The 25,604-nt window shown below is 57.8% G+C and carries 26 protein-coding genes and 1 pseudogene; 21 read left to right on the forward strand and 6 right to left on the reverse strand.

Annotation, left to right across the window (positions count from 1 at the left end; all coding sequences use genetic code 11):
• Nucleotides 1-70: 70 nt before the first annotated feature.
• The 7 genes from FY034_RS01325 (at nucleotide 71) to FY034_RS01355 (ending at nucleotide 10,815) form a co-directional block, all read left to right on the forward strand.
• Complete coding sequence (locus tag FY034_RS01325) at nucleotides 71-1,732, forward strand: sensor histidine kinase (RefSeq protein WP_265553176.1); 1,662 nt, start codon at nucleotides 71-73, stop codon at nucleotides 1,730-1,732.
• A complete protein-coding gene (locus tag FY034_RS01330) occupies nucleotides 1,710-2,090 on the forward strand; it encodes a response regulator (protein WP_265553177.1) in 381 nt (126 codons plus the stop codon). The genes FY034_RS01325 and FY034_RS01330 overlap by 23 nt, the downstream gene beginning before the upstream one ends.
• Before the next feature lie 167 nt (nucleotides 2,091-2,257).
• On the forward strand, nucleotides 2,258-4,765 hold the full coding sequence (locus FY034_RS01335; protein ID WP_265553178.1) for a mannose-1-phosphate guanyltransferase: 2,508 nt from the start codon (nucleotides 2,258-2,260) through the stop codon (nucleotides 4,763-4,765).
• A gap of 7 nt (nucleotides 4,766-4,772) precedes the next feature.
• On the forward strand, nucleotides 4,773-6,962 hold the full coding sequence (locus FY034_RS01340; RefSeq protein ID WP_265553179.1) for a glycoside hydrolase family 57 protein: 2,190 nt from the start codon (nucleotides 4,773-4,775) through the stop codon (nucleotides 6,960-6,962).
• Between the two features lie 99 nt (nucleotides 6,963-7,061).
• Nucleotides 7,062-8,087: a galactose-1-phosphate uridylyltransferase gene (gene galT / locus FY034_RS01345; RefSeq protein WP_265553180.1), complete on the forward strand. Its 1,026-nt coding sequence runs from the start codon at nucleotides 7,062-7,064 to the stop codon at nucleotides 8,085-8,087.
• Nucleotides 8,088-8,957: a TIGR02757 family protein gene (locus tag FY034_RS01350; protein ID WP_265553181.1), complete on the forward strand. Its 870-nt coding sequence runs from the start codon at nucleotides 8,088-8,090 to the stop codon at nucleotides 8,955-8,957. It begins immediately after the preceding gene.
• A 220-nt stretch (nucleotides 8,958-9,177) separates the two neighbouring features.
• Nucleotides 9,178-10,815: a DUF3426 domain-containing protein gene (locus FY034_RS01355; RefSeq protein ID WP_265553182.1), complete on the forward strand. Its 1,638-nt coding sequence runs from the start codon at nucleotides 9,178-9,180 to the stop codon at nucleotides 10,813-10,815.
• 141 nt (nucleotides 10,816-10,956) lie between these two features.
• Here FY034_RS01355 and FY034_RS01360 read toward each other — a convergent pair whose 3' ends face one another.
• From FY034_RS01360 to FY034_RS01375, 4 genes are read right to left on the reverse strand one after another with little or no spacing between them, the layout of a single operon-like run.
• On the reverse strand, nucleotides 10,957-11,454 hold the full coding sequence (locus FY034_RS01360) for an FKBP-type peptidyl-prolyl cis-trans isomerase (protein WP_265553183.1): 498 nt from the start codon (nucleotides 11,452-11,454) through the stop codon (nucleotides 10,957-10,959).
• 57 nt (nucleotides 11,455-11,511) lie between these two features.
• Nucleotides 11,512-11,799, reverse strand: coding sequence for a DUF167 domain-containing protein (locus FY034_RS01365; RefSeq protein ID WP_265553184.1), 288 nt, complete (start codon nucleotides 11,797-11,799; stop codon nucleotides 11,512-11,514).
• Nucleotides 11,800-11,806: 7 nt separating this feature from the next.
• Complete coding sequence (locus tag FY034_RS01370; protein WP_265553185.1) at nucleotides 11,807-12,256, reverse strand: DivIVA domain-containing protein; 450 nt, start codon at nucleotides 12,254-12,256, stop codon at nucleotides 11,807-11,809.
• 6 nt (nucleotides 12,257-12,262) lie between these two features.
• Nucleotides 12,263-12,586: a YggT family protein gene (locus FY034_RS01375; protein ID WP_265553186.1), complete on the reverse strand. Its 324-nt coding sequence runs from the start codon at nucleotides 12,584-12,586 to the stop codon at nucleotides 12,263-12,265.
• A 160-nt stretch (nucleotides 12,587-12,746) separates the two neighbouring features.
• On the opposite strand from FY034_RS01375, the gene FY034_RS01380 reads away from it, so the two are divergent.
• The 4 genes from FY034_RS01380 (at nucleotide 12,747) to FY034_RS01395 (ending at nucleotide 15,623) form a co-directional block, all read left to right on the forward strand.
• Nucleotides 12,747-13,535: an inositol monophosphatase family protein gene (locus FY034_RS01380; RefSeq protein ID WP_265553187.1), complete on the forward strand. Its 789-nt coding sequence runs from the start codon at nucleotides 12,747-12,749 to the stop codon at nucleotides 13,533-13,535.
• Nucleotides 13,532-13,867 (forward strand): hypothetical protein, encoded by a 336-nt coding sequence (locus tag FY034_RS01385; protein ID WP_265553188.1) that lies wholly within the window; start codon nucleotides 13,532-13,534, stop codon nucleotides 13,865-13,867. Before FY034_RS01380 ends, FY034_RS01385 begins: the two co-directional genes overlap by 4 nt.
• A 77-nt stretch (nucleotides 13,868-13,944) precedes the next feature.
• A complete protein-coding gene (locus tag FY034_RS01390) occupies nucleotides 13,945-14,928 on the forward strand; it encodes a beta-ketoacyl-ACP synthase III (RefSeq protein ID WP_265553189.1) in 984 nt (327 codons plus the stop codon).
• Nucleotides 14,929-15,035: 107 nt separating this feature from the next.
• Nucleotides 15,036-15,623, forward strand: coding sequence for an ANTAR domain-containing response regulator (locus FY034_RS01395; RefSeq protein ID WP_265553190.1), 588 nt, complete (start codon nucleotides 15,036-15,038; stop codon nucleotides 15,621-15,623).
• Here FY034_RS01395 and draG read toward each other — a convergent pair.
• Nucleotides 15,616-16,521, reverse strand: a complete 906-nt coding sequence (draG, locus tag FY034_RS01400) for an ADP-ribosyl-[dinitrogen reductase] hydrolase (protein ID WP_265553191.1) — start codon at nucleotides 16,519-16,521, stop codon at nucleotides 15,616-15,618. The genes FY034_RS01395 and draG overlap by 8 nt on opposite strands.
• 29 nt (nucleotides 16,522-16,550) lie before the next feature.
• Here draG and FY034_RS01405 point away from each other — a divergent pair, with 29 nt between their 5' ends.
• From FY034_RS01405 to tnpA, 4 genes and pseudogenes are all read left to right on the forward strand, one after another.
• Nucleotides 16,551-16,991 carry an ADP-ribose-binding protein gene (locus FY034_RS01405; protein WP_265553192.1) on the forward strand — a complete coding sequence of 147 codons (441 nt, stop codon included), beginning with the start codon at nucleotides 16,551-16,553 and terminating at the stop codon, nucleotides 16,989-16,991.
• Between the two features lie 162 nt (nucleotides 16,992-17,153).
• Entirely contained in the window at nucleotides 17,154-17,975 is an 822-nt protein-coding gene (locus FY034_RS01410; protein ID WP_265553193.1) for a radical SAM protein, read from the forward strand.
• A 156-nt stretch (nucleotides 17,976-18,131) separates the two neighbouring features.
• Nucleotides 18,132-18,932 carry a GNAT family N-acetyltransferase gene (locus FY034_RS01415; RefSeq protein ID WP_265553194.1) on the forward strand — a complete coding sequence of 267 codons (801 nt, stop codon included), beginning with the start codon at nucleotides 18,132-18,134 and terminating at the stop codon, nucleotides 18,930-18,932.
• A 267-nt stretch (nucleotides 18,933-19,199) separates the two neighbouring features.
• Nucleotides 19,200-19,693: pseudogene (gene tnpA / locus FY034_RS01420) on the forward strand (IS200/IS605 family transposase).
• Here tnpA and FY034_RS01425 read toward each other — a convergent pair.
• Entirely contained in the window at nucleotides 19,631-19,963 is a 333-nt protein-coding gene (locus FY034_RS01425; protein ID WP_265553195.1) for an SAM-dependent methyltransferase, read from the reverse strand. The pseudogene tnpA and the gene FY034_RS01425 overlap by 63 nt on opposite strands.
• A gap of 220 nt (nucleotides 19,964-20,183) precedes the next feature.
• Here FY034_RS01425 and nifV point away from each other — a divergent pair, with 220 nt between their 5' ends.
• The 6 genes from nifV to FY034_RS01455 all read left to right on the forward strand — a co-directional run bounded on the left by nifV (nucleotide 20,184) and on the right by FY034_RS01455 (nucleotide 25,603).
• On the forward strand, nucleotides 20,184-21,329 hold the full coding sequence (gene nifV, locus FY034_RS01430) for a homocitrate synthase (protein WP_265553196.1): 1,146 nt from the start codon (nucleotides 20,184-20,186) through the stop codon (nucleotides 21,327-21,329).
• 139 nt (nucleotides 21,330-21,468) lie between these two features.
• The gene (locus FY034_RS01435; protein ID WP_012468510.1) at nucleotides 21,469-21,702 is read left to right on the forward strand and encodes a hypothetical protein; all 234 of its coding nucleotides are present in this window, start codon (nucleotides 21,469-21,471) and stop codon (nucleotides 21,700-21,702) included.
• Nucleotides 21,703-21,849: 147 nt separating this feature from the next.
• Nucleotides 21,850-22,131 carry a hypothetical protein gene (locus tag FY034_RS01440; protein ID WP_265553197.1) on the forward strand — a complete coding sequence of 94 codons (282 nt, stop codon included), beginning with the start codon at nucleotides 21,850-21,852 and terminating at the stop codon, nucleotides 22,129-22,131.
• A 21-nt stretch (nucleotides 22,132-22,152) separates the two neighbouring features.
• Nucleotides 22,153-22,584 carry an ArsC/Spx/MgsR family protein gene (locus tag FY034_RS01445; RefSeq protein WP_265553198.1) on the forward strand — a complete coding sequence of 144 codons (432 nt, stop codon included), beginning with the start codon at nucleotides 22,153-22,155 and terminating at the stop codon, nucleotides 22,582-22,584.
• Between the two features lie 133 nt (nucleotides 22,585-22,717).
• Nucleotides 22,718-24,343, forward strand: a complete 1,626-nt coding sequence (locus tag FY034_RS01450) for a methyl-accepting chemotaxis protein (protein WP_265553199.1) — start codon at nucleotides 22,718-22,720, stop codon at nucleotides 24,341-24,343.
• A 141-nt stretch (nucleotides 24,344-24,484) separates the two neighbouring features.
• Nucleotides 24,485-25,603: a hypothetical protein gene (locus FY034_RS01455; RefSeq protein WP_265553200.1), complete on the forward strand. Its 1,119-nt coding sequence runs from the start codon at nucleotides 24,485-24,487 to the stop codon at nucleotides 25,601-25,603.
• Nucleotide 25,604: the final 1 nt, after the last annotated feature.

Below are 25,604 nucleotides of genomic sequence, written 5' to 3' on the forward strand. Positions count from 1 at the left end.
TTGTTTTCCGCAGGCCTTGACCCTTGACCCTGTGCATTCCCGTGGTATGCTTGGTGCCGGAGCCAGCTAAATGGAGATTACCGCGATAACAGAATGGGAGTGCTGCTGGGATCGGGACAGCATTGTCATGGGGGACTGTCCCAATATTGGCGAAGGAGACGAAGATCTCCTGTCATCCCGCAGCCGCCGTATCCTTGAAAAATGCTGCGAGTGCGAAAAGTTCAAACGCGATCTGGCCCGCTTCCGTGACAGCGGCCACCCGCTGGCCCCGATTTTTTCCATCCTGCATGCGGATTACCGTCGCCAGAAGGCCCAGATCCAGTCTCTGGCCAACTTTCTTGATACCAAAACCCTTGAGGTCCGCTTCCTGCATGAACTGGGATCGGTACTGCAAAGCTCGGTTGACCTGGATGAAGTCCTGTCGGTGGCCCTGACCGCCATTACGGCCGGTAAGGGCTTTGGTATGAACCGGGCCTTTCTGCTCCTGGCCGACAAGGAACGCCATATCCTGAAGGGGCACCTTGCCATTGGCCCACGCTCGGCAGAAGAGGCTGGCCAGACCTGGCATGAAATTGAGTCAGGCGATCAGGATCTGCAAGGGCTTTCCCAGGAGTTCCGGAAGCATAAACTGACCGCAGAACGCTACAAGTTTCATGACATCCTTGAACGCCTGATTATCCCGCTTGATGATGAACAGCATATTGTCGTACGTGCGCTGGAGGAGCGGAAACCGCTCATGGTCAGCGACGCCTTCCACGATCCCGATGTGGATACTGAGTTCGCCCGCGTCCTGGGTGTAGATACCTTTCTGGTGCTGCCGCTGATTGCCCGTAACCGTCGTGTCGGGGCGATCATTGCTGACAACTTCATCACCCACCGGGCCATTTCTGAGCAGGATATGCGCTCAATTGAGACCTTCACCTTTCCGGTTGCCTTCGCCATTGAACGTGCCTCGCTGTATGAGCGGGTTCAGGAAGAGGTGGACAAGCTGCGCCTGGCCAACTCCCGCCTGCAGGAACAGCAGGAACAGCTGGTCAGGATGGAGAAGATGGCGCTGGTGGGGCGGATCACCTCCAGCATTGCCCATTCCATCCGTAACCCCCTGATGGTGATCGGCGGTTTTGCCCGCAGTATCCTCAAGAACACCCCCGGTAATGATCCCAAACGCACCTTTATCGAGTCGATTGTCACTGAGGCCCGCCAGCTGGAGGAGGTGCTGGGGGAGATCCTGACCTATTCCGATGCGCTGTTTCCCTCCTGTGATTTCTGGGACCCCAACCAGCTGGTGGAGTCCGCCCTGCGCGATGTGCAGGAGCGGATCGTGACCCAGGACTATTCCTGCCGTTTTCACGCCGGAGACCAGCTGCCGCCGGTCTATATCGACTATAAGCAGACCACCTACTGCATTCGCAACATCCTGCTCAGCACCATTGACGGCCTGCAGAACGGGTCCATCGATATCAGTACCAGAGCGGAGGGGGAGCATGTCGATGTACGGATCGTGGACCATAACCGGACCTTGTCGGAAGACGAGCTTGAGGCGCTCTTGACCCCCTTTACCGAAACCTGTGAGATGGGGTCAGGCCTGAATATGGCGTTAAGCCGCAGCATGCTGGACAAACAGAATATCCCCCTGATTGTGGTCGCGCCGCCAGAGGGGGGAGTCACCTATACCATTAAACTTCCCATCAACAAGGAGGAGAAAAACCATGAGCAGATTGCTGGTAGTTGACGACGAGGCCAATATCCGGCTGCTCTACAGCGAAGAGCTGTCAGATGAAGGCTATAGCGTTGAGACCGCTGCCACCATTGCCGAGGCTGTTGAGAAGCTGGAACAGCAGGCTTTTGACCTGGCAGTGCTGGATATCAAGCTGAAGAACGAGAGCGGGATTGAGCTGTTGCAGAAAATTGTCAAGGAGCGTCATGATATGCCGGTGATCCTCTGTTCTGCCTTCTCCTGCTACAAGGATGATTTCTCGGCCTGGCTGGCAGACAGCTACGTGGTCAAGTCAGGTGACATGACCGAGTTGAAAGAGGAGATCAAGCGGGTGTTGGCCAAAAAGGCCCAACGCCGGGCAACGGGGATGTAGCGACGCAGTGAACCAATACTAACCCATGAGGAACGAGGATTTTTTTCGTTCCGGGTCTGACACACGAGGAATGGCGCGGAGGCGTACTGTGCGAAGTACGCCGCACAAGACATTCCGGAGAGTGGCTGGGCCAGAACGGAAAAAGACCGTTCCGCCAAGGAGATGCTATGAAAGCAGTGATTATGGCCGGCGGCTTCGGCACCCGCATCCAACCGCTCACCAGCAGCATGCCAAAACCGATGATTCCGCTCTTTAACCGGCCAATCATGCTGCATATCGTTGAACTGCTCAAGAAACACGACATTACCGATCTGGTGATGCTGCTCTACCACCAGCCTGAAGTGATTAAAAAGTTCTTTCGGGATGGTTCCGACTTCGGGGTCAAGATCACCTATGTCACCCCGATTGAGGATATGGGCACTGCCGGTGCGGTCAAGGCGGCAGAGAAGTATCTGGATGAACGTTTCCTGGTTATCTCCGGCGACCTGCTGACCGATTTCAACCTGAAAAAGGTGCTTGATTTCCACGCCGACAACAAGGCCATGGCCACCATTACCCTCACCTCGGTCAAGGACCCGCTCCAGTTTGGCGTGGTGATCACCGACAAGGAGAAGCGGATCACCCAGTTTCTGGAGAAACCGGGCTGGGGCGAGGTGATCTCCGACACCATCAACACCGGTATCTATGTGCTGGAGCCGGAGATCTTCAACTATATCCCCAAAGGTGAAAACTTCGACTTTTCCCAGGATCTGTTTCCGCTGATGCTGCAGAACAACGACCCGCTGTTCGGCTTTTCAGCCAAGGGGTACTGGCGCGACATCGGCAATACTGACTCCTACCGCGAGGCCTATCACGATATCTTCAAGGGCAGGGTCAACCTTAAGATTGATGAGGAAAAACAGGATTTCGTGGGCAAGGACCTGCGGATCGGGGCCGATGTGACCCTTGAGGAGCCGGCCGGTCTGTCCGGCACCGTGGTGATCGGCGACAACTCCCAGATCCGGGGCGAGGTCCAGATCAAGGATTCGGTCATCGGCCGCAACTGCACTATCGAGGCCGGGGTCAAGCTGAACCGTTGCGTGTTGTGGGATAACGCCTACGTCAAGAAGGGGGCCAAGGTTACCGACAGCGTGATCTGCACCAATGTACGGGTGGGCCAGAATGCGGTGCTGGACGAAGGGGTGATTGTGGCCGATGACACCTCCATCGGTGACGATGTCAAGATCAAGTCCGATGTCAAGATCTGGCCCCGCAAGGTGATTGAGGCGGGCGCCACGGTGACTGCCAACCTGATCTGGGGTGAAAAATGGAAAAAATCGCTCTTTGAGGGGGCGATCATCAAGGGGCTCTCCAATGTGGAGCTGACCCCTGAGTTTGTGGCCAAGCTGGGCTGTGCCTATGGCACCACCCTGCCCAAGGGGAGCTATGTGCTGGGCGGCAGGGACGCCAACCGTTCCTCCCGCATGCTGAAACGCTGCTTTGTGGGTGGACTGCTTTCAGCCGGGGTCAATGTGCGGGACATGACCATGACCTCGCTGCCGTTGATCCGCTACAAGCTGAAGACCTTTGGTGAGGTGGGCGGCTTCCACTTCCGCCAATCCAGCGATGATCCGGCCTCAATGGAGATCATCTTCCTGGATGGCGATGGCCTGGATTTTTCCAGCAACATGGCCAAAAACCTGGAGCGGATCTTCTTTAAGGAGAACTTCCGGCGTGCCCATCATACTGAGCCGGGCGCCTTGATTGATATCCCCCAGGCAATTGATTTCTATCGTGAAGGCTATCTGCGGGCCCTGAACGTGGATGTCTGCCGCAAGGCAGCCTGGACCGTGGTGGTGGACTTTAACTACTCACCTGCCAGCCAGGTGCTGCCGATGCTGCTGAACGAGCTGGGTTGTAACGTGGTTGCCCTGAACGCCTACGTGGATGACGGTCGTGGCGGTTGCGTCCCCAAGCCGAAGCAGGAAGGGCTCAGGCAGCTTTCAGCCATTGTCAGTTCGCTGGGGGCACAAGCCGGTTTCTGGCTGGAGCCTGCGGTTGAATCAATTACCCTGCTGGATGAAACCGGGGCGATCTACGACGGGATCCAGCTCCTGAGCCTGGTGGTGGCCCTTCAGCTCAAGACCGACCAGCGTGGTACCATTGCGGTGCCGGTACAGGCGCCGTCAAGTATCGAGCAGATGGCGCTCAAGAAGAAATGCAGCGTCACCCGCACCAAAAGCAGCGACCGGGCCATGCTGGAGGCGGCCTCCTCATCCGAGGTAATCCTGGCTGCAGCCCCTGATGGCCGTTTTGCCTTCCCCCGCTTCCAGGCTGCCTTTGACGGCATGTATGCCATTGCCAAGCTGGTGGAGCTGGGGGCAACCGTGGGCGTCCCTTTCTCCCGTGTTATTGAAGAGGCACCGAGCCGCGCCTTTCTGGAGACCAGCATCCCCTGTCCCTTTGAGATGAAGGGGGGGATCATGCGCAAGATGAGTGAGGACTCTCTGGAGCAGGAGGCCTCCTTTATCGACGGGATCAAGGTCCAGTTTGATAATGACTGGGCCCTGGTGCTGCCGGATCAGTACAGCTCCTTCGTGCATATCTTTGCCGAGGCAAAGGATGAAAAGACCGCTGGCAAATTACTGGATGAATACCGGAAAAAAGTTGAGAAGTGGAAGAAAGAGCTGGAGTAATTGAACCGTGACCACGCCGATTGACGTCATATTCCTCTGGCATATGCACCAGCCCTATTACAAGGACCCGGTCAAGGGGGAATATGCCCTGCCCTGGACCTATCTGCATGCCATCAAGGATTATTACGACATGCCGGCCATTGTGGAGGATACGCCAGGGGCCAGGGCGGTCTTTAACCTGGTGCCGTCGCTGGTTGAGCAGTTACTGGAGTATGCTGCCGGTACGGCTGTGGACCCCTTTCTGATCAAGGGGCAGATGAATCCGGCAGATATGTCGGAAGACGACCGGATCTTCCTGCTGGAGAACTTCTTTTCCGCCAACCGGCAGCGGATGATCGAGCCGCACCGGCGCTACCTTGAGCTGCTCTACATGGCCGGCGAGGGGAAAGCTGGCGCGGTGCGGGAGCGGGTGCGGCATTTCAACCATCAGGATCTGCAGGATCTGCAGGTCTGCTTCTTTCTGGCCTGGACCGGCGAGGCTGCCCGGCGGCGTTTCCCTGTCTTTCGGGAGCTGTTGGCCAAGGGGCAGGGTTACACCGCAGAGGACCGGGCCCTGTTGTTTACCACCCAGCGCAAGCTGCTGAACGAGATTGTGCCGCTCTACAAGCGGTTGCATGCCTCAGGGCAGGTCGAGCTGTCAGTCACCCCCTATTTCCATCCGATTCTGCCGCTTTTGTGTGACACCCAGCTGGCACGGGAGGCGATGCCACGGGTGACGCTGCCCCGGGAACGGTTCCGCCATCCGGAGGATGCCCGGGCCCATATCTGCCATGGTCTGCGTTATTTCCAGGAGGTCTTCGGCATCACACCCCGGGGGATGTGGCCCTCTGAAGGCTCGGTCAGTGACGAGGCCCTGCAGTTGATCCGCGAGTGCGGCCTCGACTGGGTGGCGACCGATGAAGAGGTGCTGGCCCGTTCGCTGGATGGCGGTCTGGGGCCGCATCATGAGCGGCTCTACCATCCCTGGCGGTTTGCCACTGCCAAGGGGGATCTGGGGATCTTCTTCCGTGACCACCAGCTTTCCGACCTGATCGGCTTTACCTACAGCCAGTGGGATGCCCGCCGGGCAGTGGCCGACTTTACCGGACGCCTGCGTCAGATCGGCCGCCAGGTGGGCAGCGAAGGCAAGGTGATCCCGGTCATTCTGGATGGTGAAAACGCCTGGGAGTTTTATCCAGACAACGCCTATGACTTCCTCTCCGGTATCTATACCGCTGTTGCCGAGGCTCAGGATCTCAATCTGACCACCTGTAGTGATGTCCTGGCCCAATCACATTTTGAAGGTCGTCTGCACCGGATTCATCCCGGTTCATGGATCAATGCCAACTACGGCATCTGGATCGGTCACCCGGAGGAGAATCTGGCCTGGGATTTGGTGGCAGGCGCCCGCCGGGCGATTGTGGAACATCACCCCGAAGCTGCCCGTCAGCTTGCCAATGCTGGCATGGATGGCGATCAGGTGGCCCGCCTGCTCTGTACCTCGCTCTACGCGGCCGAAGGAAGCGACTGGTTCTGGTGGTTTGGCGACGATCACTTCTCGCCCCACAGCGATCGTTTTGACCGGCTGTTCCGTCAGCATCTCACCAATATCTACACCATGCTGGGAATCAGTCCGCCCCGGGAGTTGCTGGAGCCGATCAAGAAGAAGAGCCCGGCAGGTCTGGTGCGTGAACCGGCCGGTTTTATCGAGCCAGAGATCAACGGCCGGGTGGGCGACTACTTTGAATGGCTGGCAGCCGGACTGTTTGACCTGACCCGCCAGGGTTCTGCCATGCACTCGTCTGATCGTCTGCTGCAGGGCTTCTACTGGGGCTATAACCATGATCAGCTCTACTTCAGAATTGACGGTATCCAGGAACTCTCGCGCCTGTTGAAAGAGAACGACATCCTGGCCCTGCACCTGATTGCCGACCGGGAATACCGTCTGCCGATGCAGCGCAGCATGGAGGAAGGGTTGTTACTGGTCAGGGAGCTGGGCAACTGGACCCCTACTAACAGTTGCTGCCGCTGGGCCATTGATCGAACCTGCGAGGTGGCAATACCGCTGGAAGGACTGCATCTGCTGCCGAAATCCAAGCTCTTTGCCAGTGTGACCCTGACCCGTAACAGTGAAGAGATCGGGCGCTGGCCGTCGGATGCGCCGTTGATGCTGCAGTATGAAGGGCCGGATCTGGAAGCAAATGACTGGTTGATTTAACCCCTCCCAACCTCCCCTTGTCAGGGGAGGTGTTTGCCCTCTCGTTCCCCCCTGATAAGGGGGGACAGGGGGGTTGAGGTTTCGAGGAGATAGACCGATATGTCCGAATTGCGTTGGGACCCATTAAAACTGCACTGGGTGATTATTGCCACCGAACGGGGCCGCCGTCCGCGGGACTTTCAGTCGGAGCCGGAGGCGCTGCCGGTTACCTCCTGTCCGTTCTGTTACGGCAATGAAGACAAGACCCCGTCGGAGATCTTTGCCATCCGCCCCAGCGGCATGCCCAATACCCCCAACTGGAAGGTGCGGGTCATCCCCAACAAATATCCGGCCCTGCGGATAGAAGGCGAGCTGGAAAACCGGGGGCATGGCCCCTATGATGTGATGAACGGTATCGGTGCCCATGAGGTGATTATTGAGACACCGGATCATGACAAGTCCATGGCTGATCTGGCACCGGCAGAGCTGACCGATGTGCTGGTTACCTGGCGTACGCGCCTGCTGGACCTGCGCCGGGATTTCCGATTCCGCTACATGATCCTGTTCAAAAACCACGGCGCACGGGCCGGTGCCTCACTGGCCCACTCCCACAGCCAGCTGATTGCGGTGCCGATGCTGCCGCCGGTGGCCACCACCGAACTGAAGGTCTGCCGCACCCACTATGCCAACAAGGAACGCTGTCTGTTCTGTGACCTGATCGCCTTTGAGCTGGAGCAGGGGGTACGGGTGGTGCGGGAGTTTTCCAATTTTGTGACTCTGGCCCCCTATGCTGCCAGTTTCCCCTTTGAACTGCGGCTGTACCCCAAACGGCACAGCCACGACTTTGCCCTGATGAACGATGCGCAGCTGGCAGAGCTGGCCGTGGCCCTGAAGGATATGCTGATGCGGGTCAAGCTGGTGCTGAAGGATGCCCCGTACAACTTTATCCTGCATACCTGCCCGCCCATGCACAAACGTCCCGGCAAGCCGGCCATGTGGACCTCGCTTGAATATGATTACCATTGGCATATTGAGCTGGTGCCGCGTCTGACCTCGATTGCCGGTTTTGAATGGGGCACCGGTTTTTTCATCAATCCGACCTCACCGGAGGACGCAGCCCTGTTCCTGCGTGAGGCGGAGGTCTAGTTGCCCTCTCCCCGCTCCCTCAAAAAGGTCCTGGAACAGCTTTACGCCAGCCGTTCCCAGCAGCATCTGGCCAATGACCCGCTTTCCTTTTGCCACCGTTACCCTGCCCCGGCTGATCAGGAGGTCGCCGCCCTGGTGGCGGCGGTGTTTGCCTACGGTTCGGTCAAGGTGATCAAAGGCAGTCTCAGCCGTATTTTCAGCATCATGGGTGATTCTCCGGCAGGTTTTGTGGATGGCTTTGATCCGAAGCGGGACACACAACTCTGTGCCGGCTTTAAACATCGCTTTAACGATGCGGATGATCTGGCAGCCCTGTTCTGGGCTATCCGGCTGATGCGGCAGCAGCAGGGCAGTATTGAGAAGTTTTTCTGTCAGTTCCACCCAGAAGATGCAGCAACGGTGGAACAGGCCTTGAACGGTTTTTGCGCAGCGGTGTCCGGTTTTGATTATCGCCCGCTCTTCGGCAGGGCCGCCCTGCCGGCAGAAAGCAGCTTCCGTTTTCTGTTTCCTTCGCCGTCCGGCGGTAGTGCCTGCAAGCGGCTCTGTATGTTCCTGCGCTGGGTGGTACGCCCTGCGGATGGTATCGATCTGGGGCTCTGGCAGCAGGTGCGTCCGGCCCAGCTGGTTATCCCGGTGGATCGGCATATCGAGCGGATCAGCCGGATGCTGGGGCTGACCAGCCGCCGTACGCCGGACTGGCGTATGGCTTGCGAAATCACTGCGGCACTCAGGCAGTTTGATCCGCTTGATCCGGTCAAGTACGACTTTTCAATCTGTCATCTGGGGATTTCCGAGGGATGTAACGGCACAAGCTCGGCCTGCTGCCCTGCCTGTCCGGTTGCGCAGCACTGTTCACTGGTACAGTGCTGAGAATTCCGATTCCAGATCAAGGATGCTATTAAGGCGGCGAGGAAATTGGCGACGAAGGCGTACATGCAGTACGTTGAGGAGCCAATGACGAGCCAACGAAGATAGGGCCTTGAGATGGAATTGGAATAAATTGACACCGGCGGGTCATTCTGCTACACAATACGTTGATTTTTCAGCTGTTAAGAGCACTCACGATATCACTGCCGACAGGGAGCTGGCGATGATCATTCAATGCGAACAATGCCGGACCAAATTCAAGCTTGATGACGAGAAGGTGTCGGATCGGGGGGTCAAGGTCCGTTGCGCCAAATGTCGCCATGTCTTTACGGTGCGCAAGGATGTTGCACAGGCCGAGGCACCGGAGGCGATGCTGCCGGACATGGCAGCGGCAGATTCCTTTCCTGCTTCCGACGAAACCGTCCGCATGGCTGCAGCTCCGGCTCCGGAACCAGAGGTTGCCGGCTTTTCCGCAGAGCCTGAGGTCGCCTTTGATTTTGGCGCCGCTCCGGTGGAGGCTGCCACCCCGGAGGCAGCCAGTTTCAGTTTTGACCAGCCTGCAGCAGCAGCTGACAGCAGTTTTGACTTTGGTGATGTCGCTTTCACGACCGAACCCCCTGTTGCCCCGGCTGCCGCTGATTTTGGCGAAATGACCATGGTCATGCCGCCGAAGCAGCAGGTTGCTGAACCGACACCGGAGTTTAGCCTGGATTTCGGTAGCGCAGCTGTGGCGGCTCCGCCTGCAGCAGATGAAGCGGCCTTTGATTTTGGTGATGCCCTGGCCTCATCGTCGATCTCAGACAGCACGGCCCAAAAGATTGAGTTTGATTTTGGCGACCAGGCTTCGTCAGCGGTTACCCAGGCCGGTGAGATCGATCTGGCCGGTTTTGACTTTGGGACGGCCCCAGCAGCGGCAGTCGCCACCCCAACCGGTATTGATACAACGGACTTCAGTGATTTTGGCGCTGCAATGGCCCCGCAAGCAGCTGCTGCTGAAACCGGTTTCAGTTTTGATGATGCCGCCCCGCAGTCTGCAGCAGCCTCTGGTGACGGTCTTGACTTCTCCGGGGTTGACTTCGGCATGGGGCAGCCCCAAACAACCGCTCCTGCCGCCGAGGTCGATACGTTCAGCCTGGGTGAGGTGGATTTCAGCGGTGACACTGCGGCTGTTGCGGTGGAGGCCTCGGCAACAGCGCCGGCCGGCACCCTGTTTGCGCCGGTAGATGAGTCGGTTGTCCGGCAGCAGGATGTTGCAAAGCCGGATATCAGCTTTGATCTGCCGGGCGCCACAGAAGAACCGCCGCCTTCAATCACCTCCCGCCGCCGTCAGAGCTCAACCCTCTCGATCCTGATCGCGGTGATCACGGTGGTGGTGCTCGGCGTATTGGGCTACATGGCCTACAGCTTTATCAGTGGTGGCCCCAAGGAGGTTTCCCTCTTCGGGAAGGCTGGAACGCCGGTTGAGGATGGCAAGATTACGGTACAGAACATCAAGGCCTATTTTGTTCCCAAGGCTGCCGCCGGTGAATTGCTGGTCATTACCGGTGAAGCCCTGAATAACTTCAAGAAGCCCCGTGCGGCACTGCAGGTGAAAGGGATGGTCTTTGGCGCTGCCAATCAGGCTGTTGCCACCAAGACCGCCTATGCCGGCAATCAACTGACGAAAGAGCAGCTGGCCGAGATGCCGGCCGAGAAGATTGAGGCGGCCATGAACAACCAGTTCGGCGATTCTCTGACGAATCTGGAGGTTCAGCCCGGCAAGACCATTCCGTTTACGATTGTGATCGTCAATCCGCCCGCAGACGGTAAGGAGTTCGGAGTTGAACCGGTGGGGTCAACGGTGGCCGCAGCCGGCAAGTAGCCGGGTGAATGAGGCTTAAGCAAAGAAAGGGCTGTCCGGATTACCGGACAGCCCTTTTGTGTCTGCTGCAGCTGCTGTAGTTGATTGGTGGCGGACACGAAGCTTTTGCACCGGGTCCGTCAGGCAGGCAATGCAGCTATCCTAGACGATCTCCACCAGCTTGATCTCAAAGGTCAGGTCCTGACCGGCCAGCGGATGGTTGGCATCCAGGGTCACGGTGGTTTCGGTTACCTCGGTGATCAGTACCGGCATGGATGAGTCATCCTGCAAGACCACCTCAAGCTGCTGTCCCTCGATCGGCTCGATCTCACCGCTCAGCTCTGACCGGTCAACCACGGCAACCATCTGCTCGTGCCGGGGACCATAGGCCTCGGCAGCAGGAATGGTTACCTTGATGCTCTCGCCTACGGAAAGTCCCAGTACCGCCTTTTCAAAGCCGGGGATGACGTTGCCGCCACCGATGGTGAATTCAAGCGGTTCGCAGCCGCAGTCGCTGCCGGTGCCGCAGCCGCCGGAGCTGCTGCAGTCGCAGCCGCAGCTGTCCTGTTCTGCCGCCTCGGAACTGTCGAAAATTGAACCGTCCTGCAGGGTGCCGGTGTAGTGTACCCGGACGGTATCGCCCTGTTGTGCCTGTGCCATTGGAACTATCCTTTCATGCCATAAATAACCTGCCCTTGCAGGGGGCAGGAACTGATCTTATTCGGGGGTGACCAGCTGTTCAATCTGCTGCGTGGTGGCCCCTGCAATCAGGAGCCGTTTGTGCCGCGAGCTGTCCCCGGCGATAAGGGTGACAGCCGATTTGGGAACCTTCAGCTGCTTTGCCAGAAATTCGCGGCAACATTCATTGGCAGCCCCGTCCACGGGGGGGGAGGTCAGACGCAGCTTCAGCTCACCTTCGTGAATGCCGCAAAACTGGTTGCGGGAGGCCCGGGGCTGGACAAAGACCCGCAGCAGCAGTGCATCTCCCTGTTGGGACCAGGGCACTGCCGGGCTACTGTTCACCGTTGCCGATCATCCGGAGATGGTTGTCCAGCAGTGCCTTGAACTCCATTTCAAACTGCAGCTTCTGGCGGCGGACATCCTGTATCCGCGCCTGCAGGTCGGCCACCTTGCGTTCAGCCTCATCCACCAGCCGTCTGGCCTGCAGCTGGGCCTCTGAGACGATCAGCTCTGCCTCTTTCTGGGCATTGGCCTTCATCTCATCGGTAATCCGCTGGGCCGCCAGCATGGTCTCACGCAGGTCTTTTTCGCGCTGGGCATGCTCACTCAGCTCACGGGTCTGGCGATTGGCCTGCTCCTTCAGCTCGGTATTTTCCCGCAGCAGTCCTTCCATCTCAACCGCCACGGCCTGCAGAAAGCTGTCCACATCGTCCGGGTCCAGACCGCCCAGCATCTTGCCCTTAAACTGCTGCTGCCGTATATCCAGGGATGTAATGGTCATCGGGTATTACCTCAGTTTCAGGATCATGCTGTAGTTGAGCAGGTACTGGTACAGGGTGTTCAGCACCACAATCTGCACCACATAGATCAGGGCGAAGGCCACCAGCGGCGAAAGGTCCACTGGTCCCATGGCCGGCATCCTGCGGCGGATGCGGGACAGCAGCGGTTCAGTCACCCGGTACAGGAAGCTCACAATCGGGTTGTAGGGGTCAGGGTTGACCCAGGTGATCAGGGCCGCTGCAATCAGGATATATTTGTAGATCGTCAGCAGCCCGTCAGCCAGCTCAACAATCTTGGCCAGTGCATACAGAATATTGCCGAAAAGGATCATGGTGTCAGTAACCTCCCAAACTTCATGGCCTTGCACTATGCCGCAATCGTTTGGGAAAGTCAAAAGCTCTCTTGGTTTGCAAGGATGCCGATACCCTTGTCAGGGGGGGGCAATTCTGTTAATGCTGTCAGACTATTTCATTGCTAAGGATCTATACGCCATGCCTGCATCCTCTTTTCTGGAATGTGCCATTGAGGCAGCCCTGGCTGCCGGACAGTTGCAACGCTCACGTTTTGATGCCGCCTTTTCAATTGACCTGAAAGGGGCCAAGAACCTGGTGACCGAGCTGGATCTGGCCTCGGAGGCGCTGATTGTCGAGATGATTCACCGGCGTTTTCCAGGGCACGGCATCCTGGCCGAGGAGGGTGATTACCCGGCCGGTGATGGCCAGCATGTCTGGATTATTGACCCGTTGGACGGTACCACCAACTATGCCCACGGCTATCCCTGGTTCTGCGTCTCCATCGCCCTGACCGTGGGGGGCGAGCTGGTGGCGGGGGCGATTTACAACCCGATGACCGATGAGCTGTTCAGCGCAACCACCGGCGGGGGGGCCTTCCGCAACGGCCGCAGACTGTCCGTATCAAACCGACAGCCCCTGGCGTCCGCCCTGCTGGGCACAGGTTTCCCCTATGATTGCGCCACTGACCCGGAAAACAACTTTGGCCATTTCATCCGTTTCCAGAAGGTTGCCCGCGGTATCAGGCGGGCCGGTGCTGCCGCCCTTGACCTGGCCTATCTGGCCGCCGGCCGTCTGGACGGCTTCTGGGAGGTCAAGCTGAAGCCGTGGGACGTGGCAGCCGGTACCCTGCTGGTCCGTGAGGCCGGTGGTCTGGTCAGCGCCTTTGACGGTAGTGACTATGAGGTGACGAACCACCGCATCCTGGCCAGCAACGGTCTGATTCATGACGAAATGATAGCCCTGCTGGCGGAGGAGGAACAGCCATGAAACGTCCGGTTATCGCACTGCTGCTTTCAGGCCTGATCCTGCCCGGCCTGGGCCAACTGTATCTGGGGCGGCGCAACAAGGGGATCGCCCTGATCATGGCAGTCAACCTGCTGCTGCTGGCCGCTCTGTTTTTTGTGATGAAGATAGCCAGCCCGGTGATCGGTGCACATCTGGCCGGTACCCCCTTGACCCCGGCCCTGATCTTGCAGCAACTGCAGCCGTATAACTTCTGGGCCAAGCTGCTGCTGGCAGCTGTTTTCGGTTTGTGGGGCTTTGGGGTGGTGGACCTTTTCAGCGCCTTTAAAGAGCGGGATGATGTTGCCCACAATTGACAAACACTGTTTGTCTGTGCGATAGTGATCAGACTTTAACGAAGGGACGTTCGCAGTTTGATGCGACGGACAGTATAATGATGCAATCATGTATTATTGGCAGCGGTGCCGGCCTGCCGGAACGGGTGGTCGGTAATGATTTTTTCTCCTACCTGGTTGATGATGCCGATGAATGGATCTCCTCCCGTACCGGTATTCGTGAACGGCGTTTTGTCAGCCCTGATGAATCAACCTCGGATCTGGCCACGCGAGCCGCCCAGGCTGCCCTGACCGATGCCGGTATCAGTGCCGATGAGATTGACTGCATTGTGGTCGGCACCTCCACGCCGGACATGATCCTGCCCGCCACTGCCTGCATGGTGCAGAAAGAGATCGGCGCCAAAAACGCCTTTGCCTTTGACATCAACTCGGTCTGCGGCAGCTTTGTCTTTGCCCTTGATACGGCAGACAGCTTCATCCGGGCCGGCAAGGCCCGTACGGCCCTGGTGATCGGGGCCGATACCTATTCCAAGATCCTCAATTTTGATGACAAGACCACCGCCCCGCTCTTCGGAGACGGTGCCGCCGCAGTGATCATACGTGGTGAGGCAGACTCGGAAAAAGGGATCCTTACCTCGTTTATCCGCACCGACGGCAATGGCTGGCCGCTGATTCAGGTCCCTTCTTCCGGCTCGCGCAAGCCGGTTACCGCCGAAACCATCGCCGCCAAAGAGAACACCTTCTACATGGCAGGCAAGCCGGTCTATGTCTTCGCCACCAGTGCCATCCCTGAACTGATCCAGACCGTCTGCAGCAAGGCCGGCATCCAGCCTGCCGATCTTGACTGGCTGATTCCCCACCAGGCCAACCTGCGGATTATTGATGCGGTTGCCAAAAAGCATGATATCCCCAAGGAAAAATTTCTGGTCAACCTGCAGAAATACGGCAACACCTCGGCTGCCTCGGTTGGTCTGGCCCTGAATGAGTTCCGGCAGGATGGCACCATCAAGCCGGGCCAGCTGGTGCTGGTGATGGGTTTTGGCGGCGGTCTTTCCTGGGGCGGGCTTTTGATCAGGTTCTAACCCCTCCTGGGACGTATCTGGGTTTGAAACGCAAGGGACCGGTGATCTGCCGGTCCCTTTTTTTGTCGCACGGTAAATCTGGCACAGCTCCTGCTTTGTATACCGGTATGAAGACAGCTCTCAATGATAGGAGCAGGGCTGCAACGGTGCTGATCTGCTCCCCTGATCCGGTCTTTCAGGATCACCTGATGCGACTGCTTGAGGCGATCGGCGGCTACCGTTCTGCCGTGTCTGTCGGCCCTGCAGCAGCGGTGCAATACGCGCTGGAACAGCCGCCGGATCTGCTGATCTGCAGCCATGATCCGCTCCGCTGCGATGGTGTTGCGTTGGCCGAGGCGCTGCAGGGCAAGGTCTGGGTACCGGTGGTACTGGCAGCACAGCTCTGGACGCAGGAGCTGGTAAAAGCGGCAATTGCTGCCGGTGTTGCTGCTTTTCTGACCAGTTTCCCTGCAGAGGCGGAGCTGAGGCATGCGCTGCTTGAGGCCCGTATCAGATTGGAGCATGAGGATCTGCTGCGGAATAAATTGCGGGATTCTGAACAACGGCTGGCAGACCGCAAGGTGATTGAAAAGGCAAAGGGACTCTTGATGGAACGTGAGCGGATCAGCGAGGATGCCGCCTTCAAGTTGATGCGCAGCCAGTCCATGACCCGCAGGATCAGTATGACCAAGCTGGCCGAAGAACTGCTTACATAAAGCGTCCCGCCGGGCTTGCCATAATCAGTCGGTCGGCATGTTCTTCCAGTTCGCGTACCAGTTTGGCATCCATCTTTTTCAGCCAGCGCCTGGGGATCGACTCCATGCCGTAGTAGGCACCGGCCAGCATACCGCAGATAGCGCCGGTGGTGTCTGCGTCAGCACCCTGATTAACGGTGCCCACCAGACAGTCTTCAAAACTCTTCCCCTTGAAAAACCAGTGAAAAACGGTCTGCATCGTATCCACTACATAGCCGGTGGCCAGGCCGCGGTACGGTTCAAAACAGAACGAGGGGAAACGGGTTACAAAGCCGTCAACCTCGCGGCGCAGGCTGTTTTTCGAGACGCCCTGCAGGATCTGGTGCAGCAGGGTGCCCAGGCAGATGCAGGCAGCATCGGACAGGGCCTGGTGGTGGGTCAGCCGGGCCTGCTCCAGGGCGTACTTTTTCATCAGTTCGATGTCGGGCAGCGAAAGCAGGGCGGCCGGAAGCATCCGCATGGCAGCGCCGTTGCCGCCATCCCACTGATTATACGGCACCTCAAGGGTGCCGTGCAGCATAAAGGCCCGGATACCCTTGCGGCAGGTGTCACCACAGTCAACCGGCCGGGATTTGAGCCAGGCGGCAAATTGCTGGGCAATCGCCTCCCGCGACCAACCCTGGTTCTGGGCAACTGCTCTGGCAATACAGAGCGCCATTTCCGTGTCGTCGGTGACCTGACCCGGTTTCAGGCGCAGCCAGCCACCACCGATAATCTCTTTGAAAACGCCGTATTTGGCAGCAATCTCCGGGGTGGTCATGAACTCGACAGTTGCCCCCAGCGCATCGCCAATCGCCATGCCGATAAAGGCGGCCCGGGCACGTTCTTTCAGTTCGGATGGGTCAATGTTCAGGATCATGAAAAATCTATAAGCAAGGAGTGTTCCCGATGCGTGAGATGCAGGTTGATATCTGGTCGTATCAAGGGCAGGCCATCATTGCTATTACTACCAACGGCTCAATAACCCGTGACGGCAGGGCCATCATGGGCAAAGGGGTCGCCAGGCAGGCTGCGGAACGCTTTCCTGAACTCCGTCATCAATTGGGCCGGTTGCTGCAGATACGCGGCAACCATGTCCATGAGATCATGCTCGGCCTGGTCAGCTTTCCGGTCGAAGAAACCCCGTACTCGCTGCCTGAACTGCGTTTGATCAGGCGTTCTGCAGAGGAATTGCGCCTGTTGGCCGACCAGTGCGGCTGGACACAGGTGCTTGTTCCACGGCCCGGCTGCGGCGGCGGCGGAATGCGCTGGCAGGAGGTGAAACCGCTGCTGGAAGAGTTTTTTGATGATCGTTTCATCGTTGTCTCTGCCCCAGAACATGAAAAATGATTAAAAAAACGGCATGACTGGGATGCTGCTGTTGGTAACATACTCATATTACAGCAAAAACAAAACTGGCACGCTCTATGCCTAACAAAAAACATCTTGGGCAACGGCGCCCGCGGGAGTGATCTCCTGCGGCGCCGTTTCTTTTTGAAAGGAGCGTACACCATGGCAACATCCTGTGAGCAGATGAAGAAGATTCAGGGGCATCCCTGTTTTGAAGGTAACCACCACAAGACCGGTCGGATGCATCTGGCTGTGGCACCGGCCTGTAATATCAAATGCGGCTACTGTACCCGCAAGCATGACTGCGCCAATGAATCCCGGCCCGGCGTGGCCAGCCGTCTGATGACCCCGTCCGAGGCGCTGGACAAGGTGCGGGAGGTGATGGCCTCACCGATCCTGGGGCCGACCATGCGGGTGGTGGGGATTGCCGGACCGGGCGATCCGCTGGCCAATCAGCAGACCTTTGAGACCTTCAAGCTGGTTGGGGAGACCTTCCCGGACCTGATCAAGTGCATGAGCACCAACGGACTGCTGCTGCCTGAGTCGCTTGACCGGCTGCATGCCCTGGGGCTGCACAGCCTGACCGTAACCATCAATGCCATGAACCCGGATACCGCCGCTCAGATCTACCGCCACATCTACTATCACGGCAAGCGCTACAGCGGCAGGGATGCCGCCGAGATCCTGCTGGCCAGTCAGTATGAAGGGGTACAGCGGGCCGTTGAGCTGGGCATGGTGGTCAAGGTCAACACCGTGCTGATCCCCGGCATCAACGAGGCCGAAATCCCGCAGATTGCCGAGCGGATTAAGGGGCTGGGTGCCTTTGTGATGAATGTGATGCCGTTGATCCCCCAGGCAGACCTGGCACACATCCCGGCCCCCAGTGCAGAACAGCTGGCTGAAGTACGCAACAACAACGAGCGGATCATCAGCCAGATGCGGCATTGCAAACAGTGCCGGGCCGATGCGATCGGGCTTTTGTAGGACTTTGCCGATGGGCCATCTACTGCGTTCCGTCCGTTGCTCGCTACTGCGGCAGACTGAAAAGGTCTGTCGCACTCAGCGAAACGGCCGCGCCAGGTAGCTGGCTCCACCGGCTGTGTCCTTATCTGATGGTCAGAATGTGAGAAAGGTTTAGCCATGCAGATCAGCAACTTTACCCCCAACGATATCCACCCCTTCCTGTCCATGGCAAAAGATGAGGGGTGGATCAGTACTCGCCGTGAGCTGGCCTTTTTGCTGGAGCGTTCACCGCAAGGCTGTCTGGTCTGCCATGACGGCGAAAAGCCGGTGGGGTTTGTCACTGCGGTCCAGCACGGTAAATCCGGCTGGATCGGGAATCTGCTGGTTGCAGCAGGTGAGCGTGGGCGCGGTATCGGTACGGCATTGTTCAAGCAGGCCGTGCAGGTCCTGCAGCGTGCAGATGTGCAGACACTCTGGCTGACCGCATCCAGCGTCGGGCGGCCGATCTATGAGCGTCACGGCTTTATGGCCTGTGACCGGATCCGGCGTTGGGAAGGGATGGGTGGTGAACCTGAGGCGCGGGCCGTGGCAAAGAAGATGGATTCGGACTGGGAAGAGATCGACTTTCTGGGATGGGGTGATGACCGGACAGCCCTGTTGGCACATGCTGCCGATGGTGGCTCGGTAAGCGGCAGCGAGGGCGGGTTTATGGTGGTGCAGAGTCTTGGCAACCATCGGCAGATCGGTCCTTACGGTGCCTTGAATCTTTCAACGGCCGAGGCGCTGCTGGACGGCATCCAGCAGCAGGGTGGTGCCACCGTGCTGGACGTACCGGCAGCAAACCGTGCTGCTTCGAAGCTGTTGACCAGCAGGGGGTTTACGGTCTGCAGCGAGGTGGATCTGATGTATGCGGGCCAGCCGCCGGCTTACCACCCTGAATATATCTTCGGGCTGGCCAGCATGGGCAGCATGGGGTGAGGTAATCGGTGAGATGTTCCATGACCCCCAGGATGATGATGGCATCGTATGGTTCCGCAGTTGTATGCTCAAAAAATCCTGGTAGCGCACCTGCAGGGGAGCGGTAAGCGCTGAACCAGCTCTGCAAGAAACTGTTCAAACTGGCGGGTAATTGTAGGTTTTCAGTAAACCACCGGCTCTGCCGGTGAGACTTGAAAAGGCTATGCCGTTCCAGCGACATTTCCTCCTGAGGAAAGCCCCTAGAGGCAATCAACAGGAGGAAATGCCATGCGAGAGTGGCAAAGCTTAGCGCATGTAAAATGGGAGTGCAAATACCATGTGGTGATAGTGCCGAAGTACCGTAAGAAAGTGCTTTATGGTAGGCTTCGAGGAGAAGTTGGCAAAATCATCCGTCAGTTGTGTCGCCAGAAGGAAGTCGAACTTATCGAAGGTCATGCCATGGCAGACCATATCCATCTGGTATTAAGTATTCCGCCGAAGTACAGCGTTGCGATGGTTATCGGTTATCTGAAGGGTAAGTCAGCGATCCATATCCACCGCAAAGCCCAAGGCGTCAAGAAAGGTTTTACCGGTCGGCACTTCTGGTCACGAGGTTACTGTGTCAGCACAGTTGGGCTGGATGAAGAAATGATCCGAGCCTACGTCCGTGATCAGGAACATCTGGACAAACAAGAAGAGTTGGACTTTACCCAAAATACCTAGCCCCTTTTAGGGGCTTTCCTCAAGCCACCCGCTCTGCGGGTGGTCATGACTGTCAGTGAGGTGACCCGCATACCAGCCGTGCCGGCATGTCCGCTGAAGGTTCCCCAGCCACCGCCCACATCCAGGGTCTGATCTCCCGCTCTGGCCATGCATGCTGCAAGGGCATAATCAAGCTTGCGGCGTTGTGCCGCTTCCCGTGTTTCATCATCCCGTTCATACACCGCCTGGGAATAACAGCGGCTGGCATCCATGAGTCGCAGGAAAAAATCCTTGTCATACGTGTAGTGGCCGGCGATCGCCTTCTGGTCCGTCTTGACCTGGCCAATCACAATCCCGCTCAACAGATACTGGAACAGATGCCGGTCATGCAGGTCGCTGGCCAGATAAGGGCCAAATCATGTCGCGGCTGTCTGTTATTTAGGCATAAAGCGGTGGCGGCAGCCGGCGGCAGGAATGGCAGTGTTTGTATCGCACTGATATTGTTTGGATATCTTATTTGGTACGTGAGCTGCAAAGCATCTGGCTGTACTCCATTGAAAGGAGCCTGCCATGATCACAACGAGCAACATTATTATCGATGATACCACCCTGCGGGATGGCGAACAGACCGCCGGTGTGGTCTTTTCCCGCCGGGAAAAACTGGCCATTGCCCGCCTGCTGGACCTGGTCGGTGTGCAGGAGATCGAGTGCGGCATTCCGGCCATGGGAGCAGATGAGCAGGCCAGCATCCGCGCCCTGGTGGAAATGGAACTGGCCGCCCGCCTGATCACCTGGAACCGGGCCCTGATCCCGGAGATCCAGGCCAGTATTGATTGCGGTATTCAGGCCGTTGATATCTCGCTCTCGGTATCGGACCAGATGATCAGCCGCAAGCTGAAAAAAGACCGCAGCGCAGTCAAGGAACAGCTCAAGCTGGCCCTGGGTTTTGCCAAACAGCATGACCTGTATGTCTCGGTGGGCGGTGAAGATGCCAGCCGCGCGGATCTGGGCTTTCTGGTGGAGCTGCTGCAGATCACCCGTGAACTGGGGGGAGACCGCTTCCGCTTCTGCGATACCCTGGGCATCATGGACCCCTTCAGCATGTACGACAAGGTGGCCTGGCTGCGGGCCGCCGTACCGGAGGTGGAGATCGAGGTCCACACCCACAATGATCTGGGCATGGCCACGGCCAATGCCATTGCCGGGATCAGGGCCGGTGCCCGTTTTGTGAATACCACCGTCAACGGCCTGGGTGAGCGGGCCGGTAATGCCGCCCTGGAAGAGGTGGTGATGGGGCTGAAACATGCCTGCGGCATTGAAACCGGCATTGATACCCATCGTTTCCGTGAACTGTCACTGATGGTGGCCAAGGCCTCCCGGCGGGAGCTGCCCTCCTGGAAGGCGGTGGTGGGTGAGCGGGTCTTTGCCCATGAATCCGGGCTGCATGCCGATGGCGTGCTGAAGGACCCTCACAATTATGAAGGGTTTGACCCGGCTGAAGTGGGGCTGGTCCGTCAGATTGTGGTGGGCAAACATTCCGGTGCCAGCGGCCTGATCGATCGCTACCGCAGCCTGGGGATCGTACTGTCCCGGGATGATGCCGGTCTGTTGCTGCCGGTGGTGCGGCTGGAGGCGTTGCGCCGCAAGCGTGACCTGAAAGACCGGGAACTGGTGAATATCTATCTGAACGGGGCAGAGCTGCTCAAGGCAGCCTGAGCCCGATCCCATTTCAAGGCGCAATCTTCGTTGGCTCGTCTTCGGCTCCTCAATGTACTGCGTGTACACCTGCGTCGCCGAATTCCTCGCCGCCTTGATATCATCCTTGAACTGGAATCGGAAAAATGGAGGAATCGTCATGTGTACATCAGGAACGACTGTACCGATTGCCGAGGCAGCCGCTTTGCTGGCTACAACTGAGACACGGGTGCTGATGATGCTGAAGAAAAACGAGCTGCAGGGTAATCAGGTGGATGGTGACTGGTTTGTTGACAAGGCATCGTTGCAGCTCTGCGGCAAACCGCTCCCGTCGGATATCGTCAAGAAGGGCTGTGGCGGCGGGTGTGGCAGCGGTGGTTGCGGCAGTCATTGATTCAAAAAATATTGCCACAGAGAACACAGCGTTCTCAGAGAAAAGCAAACCAACAAAATAATTTTGATTTTAACCCTGCAAAACAGGTTTCAGGTCTTGGTTTTCTCTCAGTGTGCTCTGTGGCTAACAGCTGTGAAGGGGGGGCATATGCTCATCGTCAAGGCATTTGATCTGAAGTTCAAATATCGCAAATATGTCGAAACCCGCGACGAGCCGAAATTCGCCGGTCTGCCTGACCCTGCGCCCTTCAACCGGGATGATCTGTACGAGGTGCTGCCGATGATGGGGGCGGTGATGGATCAGCTTGGTACAGCGGACGGCGAGATCCTGAACAAGCTTGAAGATTTTCTCAACACCATGCCGCGCTTCATCACTAGTCGTGAGGAGACCTTCAACTATCTGGTGGGGTGTGGCAGCCAGCTGATGTAAGGCTATTAGCAGGAGGATACCGTGGCCTGTATTACCTTTTATACAAAAATAGGTTGTTTGACGTCACAGAAGCAGCTGGCGCTGTTGCAGGAGGCGGGGCATCAGGTGGTGCCGCAGGATCTGCTGGCCCATCCCTGGACCGCCGGGGAGCTGCGGTCCTACTTTGGTGATCTGCCGGTGCAGGATTGGTTTAATCCCAATGCCACGCGGATCAAGTCTGGCGAGATTGACCCTGAGGCCTTTGCGGCTGATGAGGCGCTTGCCGTGATGCTGCAGGATCATCTCCTGATCCGGCGGCCTCTGATGGAGTCCGGCGGCAGCAGACGATGCGGATTCGATCCGGCTGTTATCCATGACTGGGTCGGGCTTGCCAAGCAGGGTGATGCCTTTGTGTTCAGGGGCGACCTTTCCAGCTGTTCCAATCCCGGCGCTGTGGCGCCTGCCTGCCCGTGACAACCGCTGCAGGACGTCTGGAATGTAAAAATTAGTAAACCGGCTTGACTGTCGCAGCAACTGCAGTAGGGTTTTGCCGTCAAGATATCTACTCTGACTGGACAACGGCGTCCGGTATGCCTGGAGGGCATCCGTGCGTTTTTCAAAAAAGCTGTACCTGTTGCTGCTGGTCTTCAGCCTCGGTTTTATCCTCTTCGCCCTGTTAGCCAAAACCACCATTGACGTCATCAAGGTCTCGGGACCGGTCTACACCGAGATTGTCCTCGACAAGGACCTTGTTGCCGATATCCTGCCGCCTCCCGAATATATCATTGAGCCGTATCTGGTGGTGTTGCAGGCCCTTGATGCCGGCCAGAGCGACGCTGCCAAGCTCGCCGGAGAACGTCTCAAGGCGTTGAAGGCCGACTACGATGCCAGGCACAGCTACTGGGAGACAACCCTGCCGCCGGGCCCCAAGCGGGATCTGCTGCTGAACGAATCCTACAAACCGGCAATCGAGTTCTTTACCAGGGCAGAACAGGCGTTTCTGCCGGCCCTGGCTGCAGGCGACCATGAAAAGGCCCGGGCACTGGCCTTTGGCGAACTGAAACAGCTCTACGATACGCACCGTGTTGCAATCGACAAGCTGGTCAAGGTGGCCAATGATGATGCGGCTGCCCATGAAAAACGGGCCCTTGCCATCATCTCCAGCCGCAGCTGGCTGATGCTGGGGGTCGGCCTGCTGATCCTGCTCGGAGCAGTAGCGGCCGGTCTGGTCATTGTCCGGCAGGTACTGGCGCGGCTTGGCGGTGAGCCTGATGCGGTGGCAGAGCTGGTTGCCAGGGTCTCCCATGGTGATCTCTCGGTCAGTGTCGAAGCGGCGCCGCCCGGAAGTCTGATGGCCGATATCGGCGTGATGGTTGAGCAGCTGCGTAAGGTGGTCGGAGATATGACCCAGATCGCCTCAGGGGTTGCCTCGGCCTCAATCCAGCTGCAGACCACCTCGCTGGAGATCTCCCGGGCAGCCGAGGGGGCTTCGCAGCAGGTGAACGGCATTGCCACCGCCAGTGAAGAGATGTCGGCCACCAGTCAGGATATTGCCAGAAACTGTGAGGCCGCTGCCGGTGCCTCGCGCAGCAGCGCAGAAACAGCCAGCGACGGCGAGAAGATCGTCCACTCAGCCATCGGCGGTATGGGCGGTCTGGCAACCAGGGTGCAGGAGGTGGCGCACAGCGTCAGTGCCCTGGGTACCCGTTCGGACCAGATTGGCGCCATTGTCGGCACGATTGAGGATATTGCCGATCAGACCAATCTGCTGGCCCTGAATGCGGCCATTGAGGCGGCCCGGGCCGGCGAACAGGGCCGGGGCTTTGCCGTGGTTGCCGATGAGGTGCGGGCACTGGCCGAACGCACCACCCGGGCAACCCGCGAGATCGGTGAGATGATCAAGGCGATCCAGCAGGAGACCCATCAGGCGGTGACCGCCATGGCTGAAAGTGTCACGGATGTGGACGCCTCTGCCGGTGCTGCCGGTTCCTCCGAAAAGGCGTTGCAGGAGATCCTGATGCAGATTGATGCGGTGACGTCCCAGATCAGCATGATCGCCACCGCTGCTGAACAACAGACCACCACCACCAGCGAGGTGTCCAACAGCCTGTTCCAGGTGTCAGATGTGGTGCAGCAGGCAGCGCGGGGGGCCGCTGAAACGGCAACAGCCGCCTCCATGCTGGCCCGTGAGGCCCAGGAACTGCAGCAGCTTGTCAAACAGTTCACGCTGTAAGCGCTGCCGTTGAGTCCAGGATACCAACCGTATTTCAGGCGCTTATTGAATATGAGAGGTTTATGGTCTACTATGACCTGAATGTCCGGCTGCGCAGCGGTGTTGCCCTGCATTCAATCATCAGCAGAGGAGTGTACCTCAATGTCCATCAAATCTCGTATTCTGGCAGTACTCGGCATGTTCAGCCTTCTGACGGCCGGCTGTACGCACACGCTTCCTCCGCATCAGGAGGTGAATCAGGCCTTGCAGAAAACGCTGAACTCCAGCGGCTATAATTACACCTCCAAAAGCAGGCTTACGAATTTGGCAGTGCCGGTCAAGGATCTGAAGACGACTGCCTCCAAACAGCAGTACCTGGAAAAGAACCTGGATATGGCGCGGGGGCTTTCGATCATTGCTGATGGCGCCATTGACATGAAGAACAAAAAATCAGAGGTGCTGTACAATCTGCACTATGATCAGGACAACGTCGAGGTATCAATCAAGGTACCGCTGCTGTTTGATTACACCACCCAGACCCTGTATGTCGGTACGACCCTCTTTAACACCATCTTTCCGATGGCTCCGGGCAACCAGGGTAAGCTGATCAGGATTGATCTGAATGATCTGCTGAAGCTTGCCGGTGAGAAATCTGACAAACTTAAAAACCTGCTTGGCAAGAAATACTTTGATTCGGTTAACGAGGGGTTGAAGCAGGGGGTTTTGAAGGGCTTTGCCGATCTGAAGGATGAGCGTTTCAGCGACCAGCCGCTTACGGGCGACGATGCGGCGGCGGGTCTGGTCAGGCATATTACGGTCAGGCTGGATCATGAGGAGTCGGTTGCGCTGCTGCTTACCATTGCAGACACCCTTGTCCAGCGCCTGTATCAGGATGGTGTGCTGGGCAAGGAAGAGTACGGTACCCTGATGATCCTGACCGACAAGCAGAAAATCGACAGCTATCTGGCTGCCTTCCGTATGGCTGCCACCCTTGATATCGGACTGGGGTCAACAGGGCAGATCAGCCGCATTGAAAGCCGTTTCACTGTGGTGGGCAAGGACAACCGCTACCAGGTCGGCGTGGAGAATATCAGCCGCTTCAGCCGTTATAATGACCCGCTTTTTACGATCAGGCCTGAGCTGACCGGTGCGGTTGACCATAAAGAGATTCTTGACTCGATCCTGGCGGCCCGGGCAGCCCAAAAGGCTGAAGCAGAGGCGAACAAGGCCAAAGAGGCTGAGCCTGAAGCAGCGAAAGAAGAAAAGAAGATTGGCGAATAGG

It is taken from the genome of Trichlorobacter lovleyi (genome assembly GCF_015239775.1).
GTDB classification, from domain to species: Bacteria; Desulfobacterota; Desulfuromonadia; order Geobacterales; family Pseudopelobacteraceae; genus Trichlorobacter; species Trichlorobacter lovleyi_B.